The sequence below is a fragment of the Pseudomonas sp. NPDC088414 genome, from assembly GCF_044753325.1.
Classification (GTDB): domain Bacteria; phylum Pseudomonadota; class Gammaproteobacteria; order Pseudomonadales; family Pseudomonadaceae; genus Aquipseudomonas.
The window spans coordinates 1-3,614 of sequence record NZ_JBIVMY010000066.1 but is presented as its reverse complement, the minus strand read 5'-3'; the positions used below and the strand labels follow the sequence as shown (position 1 = coordinate 3,614).

The window sequence follows — 3,614 nt, the reverse complement described above, 5'->3', positions numbered from 1 at the left end:
CATGGAAAACCTGGATGCGCTGGTCTCTCAAGCACTAGAGGCTGTGCAAAGCGCTGAAGATATCAATGCCCTGGAGCAAATCCGGGTTCAATACCTTGGCAAAAAGGGTGAATTGACTCAGGTGATGAAGACCCTGGGGAATTTGCCGGCAGAAGAGCGTCCGCAAGTCGGCGCCCAGATCAACGTTGCCAAGGAACGTGTCACAGGCGTTCTCAATGCGCGCATGGCTCTGTTTGAAGAAGCCGAACTGGCTGCCAAACTGTCTGCCGAATCCATTGACGTGACGTTGCCGGGCCGTGGCCAGACCTCCGGTGGTCTGCATCCGGTGACCCGGACTCTGGAACGAGTCGAGCAGTTCTTCACCCGCATCGGCTACGGCATCGCCGAAGGCCCTGAGGTCGAAGACGACTATCACAACTTCGAAGCGCTCAACATCCCAGGCCACCACCCGGCCCGGTCGATGCATGACACCTTCTATTTCAATGCGAACATGTTGCTGCGCACCCATACCTCGCCGGTACAGGTCCGCACCATGGAGTCCAAGCAACCGCCGATCCGCATCGTCTGCCCAGGCCGTGTGTATCGCAGCGACTCCGATATCACCCACTCGCCGATGTTCCACCAGGTCGAAGGCCTGCTGGTCGATCGCGACATCAATTTCGCCGATCTCAAAGGCACCATCGAAGAATTCCTGAGGGTGTTCTTCGAGAAAGAGCTGGCCGTACGTTTCCGTCCTTCGTACTTCCCGTTCACCGAGCCATCCGCTGAAGTCGACATGGAATGCGTGATGTGCAGCGGTAAAGGCTGCCGCGTCTGCAAGCAGACCGGCTGGCTGGAGGTCATGGGCTGCGGCATGGTTCACCCGAACGTGCTGCGCATGTCCGGCATCGATCCGGAAGAGTTCTCCGGCTTTGCCTTCGGCATGGGCGTCGAGCGTCTGGCCATGCTCCGTTACGGCGTGAACGACTTGCGTCTGTTCTTCGACAACGACTTGCGGTTCCTCGCGCAATTTCGCTAGTCGTAACGAATTCTTAGGAGAGCAGGATGAAATTCAGTGAACAATGGCTGCGTGGCTGGGTTAGCCCGCAGGTAAGTCGCGACGAGCTGGTTGCTCGTCTGTCGATGGCGGGTCTGGAGGTCGATAGCGTGACCCCGGCCGCCGGTGTATTCAGCGGCGTGGTCGTGGGTGAGGTGCTGAGCACCGAGCAGCACCCTGATGCCGACAAGTTGCGTGTGTGCCAGGTCAGCAATGGCGCGGAAACCTTCCAGGTCGTGTGCGGTGCGCCTAACGTGCGTCCGGGCCTGAAGATTCCGTTCGCCATGATCGGTGCCGAACTGCCGGGCGACTTCAAGATCAAGAAGGCCAAGCTGCGCGGCGTCGAATCCAACGGCATGCTGTGCTCGCAAGCCGAGCTGCAGGTCGGTGAAGGCAATGACGGTCTGATGGAGCTGCCGGCCGACGCACCGGTGGGCGAAGATTTCCGTGTGTACCTGGATCTGGAAGACGCCAGCATCGAGGTCGACCTGACCCCGAACCGTGGCGACTGCCTGTCGCTGGCCGGTCTGGCCCGTGAAGTGGGTGCGCTGTACGACACGCCGGTCGCTCGCCCGGTGGTCATGACCATTCCGGCTGTGCACGACGAAGTGCGTCCGGTCGAAGTGCTGGCGCCTGCCGCCTGCCCGCGTTACCTGGGTCGTGTCATCCGTAACGTTGATCTGTCCAAACCAACCCCGCTGTGGATGGTTGAACGTCTGCGCCGCGCCGATGTGCGCAGCATCGACGCTGCGGTCGACATCACCAACTACGTGATGCTCGAGCTGGGCCAGCCGCTGCACGCCTTCGATCTCGCCGAAATCAATGGCGGCATCCGTGTGCGCATGGCGGAAGAGGGCGAGAAACTGGTGCTGCTCGACGGTCAGGAAGTCAGCCTGCGTAGCGATACGCTGGTGATCGCCGACCACACTCGCGCACTGGCGATTGCCGGCGTGATGGGTGGCGAGCACAGCGGTGTATCTGCGACCACTCGCGACGTTTTCCTGGAAAGTGCCTTCTTCGACCAGATCGCTGTGGCGGGCAAGGCCCGTTCCTACGGCCTGCACACCGACGCTTCGCACCGTTACGAGCGTGGCGTGGACTGGCAACTGGCCCGTGAAGCCATGGAGCGCGCCACCGGCCTGCTGCTGGAAATCACTGGCGGCGAAGCCGGCCCGATCATCGAGACCGTCAGCGAGCAGCACCTGCCGTCGATCGCGCCGATCACCCTGCGTGCGCAGCGCATCACCCAGATGCTGGGGATGGAAATGGATTCGGCTCAGGTCGAGCGTCTGCTCAGCGCCTTGGGTCTGAATATTTCCGCTGACGGAGCAGGGCAGTGGCGCGTAGAAGTGCCAAGCCATCGCTTCGACATCAGCCTGGAAGTCGATCTGATTGAAGAGCTGGCGCGTCTGTACGGCTACAACCGTCTGCCGGTTCGTTACCCGCAAGCGCGTCTGGCGCCACAGGCCAAGGCTGAAGCGCGCAGCGAATTGCCTGAGCTGCGTCGTCTGCTGGTAGCTCGTGGTTATCAGGAAGCGATCACTTACAGCTTCATCGATCCGAAACAGTTCGAACTGTTCAATCCGGGCGTCGAGCCGCTGTTGCTGGCAAACCCGATTTCCAATGACATGGCTGCCATGCGTTCTTCGCTGTGGCCGGGTCTGGTCAAGGCGTTGCAGCACAACCTGAACCGCCAGCAGGATCGCGTGCGTCTGTTCGAAAGCGGTCTGCGCTTCGTTGGTCAGCTGGAAGGTCTGAAGCAAGAGCCGATGCTGTCGGGTGTGGTTTGCGGCAGCCGTCTGCCGGAAGGCTGGGCACAGGGTCGCGACACCGTCGATTTCTTCGATGTGAAAGCTGACGTTGAAGCGGTGCTGGGTTTTGCCGGTGCACTGGATACCTTCACGTTCGCTCCGGGCAAACACCCGGCGCTGCACCCGGGTCAAACCGCGCGCATCGAACGTGACGGGCGTGAAGTCGGCTTTATCGGTGCAATCCACCCTGAGCTGTCCAAAGCCTTGGGTCTGGATCGTCCGGTCTTCGTCTTCGAGCTGGTTCTGGCTGAAGTCGCTTCCGGAAAAATGCCGCAATTCCACGAGTTGTCGCGCTTTCCTGAAGTGCGGCGTGACCTTGCACTGATTGCGCACAAAGACGTCGCGGCCTCGGCTGTACTGGACGTAATCCGTGAAAATGCAGGCGAATGGCTCACGGATCTCAGGCTGTTTGACGTGTATCAGGGTAAAGGCATTGATCCTGATAGAAAAAGCCTTGCAGTTGGCTTGACCTGGCAGCATCCATCGCGCACTCTTAATGACGATGAGGTGAATTCGACGACTCAAAACATCCTCACCTCGCTCGAACAAAGGTTGAACGCCACGTTAAGGAAGTGACTTATGGTGGCTTTGACTAAAGCTGAGATGGCGGAACGTCTGTATGAAGAGCTGGGCCTGAACAAGCGGGAAGCCAAGGAATTGGTTGAACTGTTTTTCGAGGAAATCAGGCACGCTCTTGAAGACAACGAGCAGGTCATATTGTCCGGTTTCGGCAATTTCGACCTTCGGGACAAACGCCAGCGGCCTGT

3 protein-coding genes are annotated in these 3,614 nt (G+C 59.6%); all 3 read left to right on the top strand.

Features of this window, described 5'->3' with window-relative positions:
* Position 1: 1 nt before the first annotated feature.
* Positions 2–1,018: a phenylalanine--tRNA ligase subunit alpha gene (pheS, locus tag ACIP8I_RS26985; RefSeq protein WP_400764908.1), complete on the top strand. Its 1,017-nt coding sequence runs from the start codon at positions 2–4 to the stop codon at positions 1,016–1,018.
* 26 nt (positions 1,019–1,044) lie between these two features.
* On the top strand, positions 1,045–3,423 hold the full coding sequence (pheT, locus tag ACIP8I_RS26980) for a phenylalanine--tRNA ligase subunit beta (protein WP_400764906.1): 2,379 nt from the start codon (positions 1,045–1,047) through the stop codon (positions 3,421–3,423).
* A gap of 3 nt (positions 3,424–3,426) precedes the next feature.
* A partial coding sequence (locus tag ACIP8I_RS26975; RefSeq protein WP_400764905.1) for an HU family DNA-binding protein occupies positions 3,427–3,614 on the top strand: 188 nt, incomplete at its 3' end.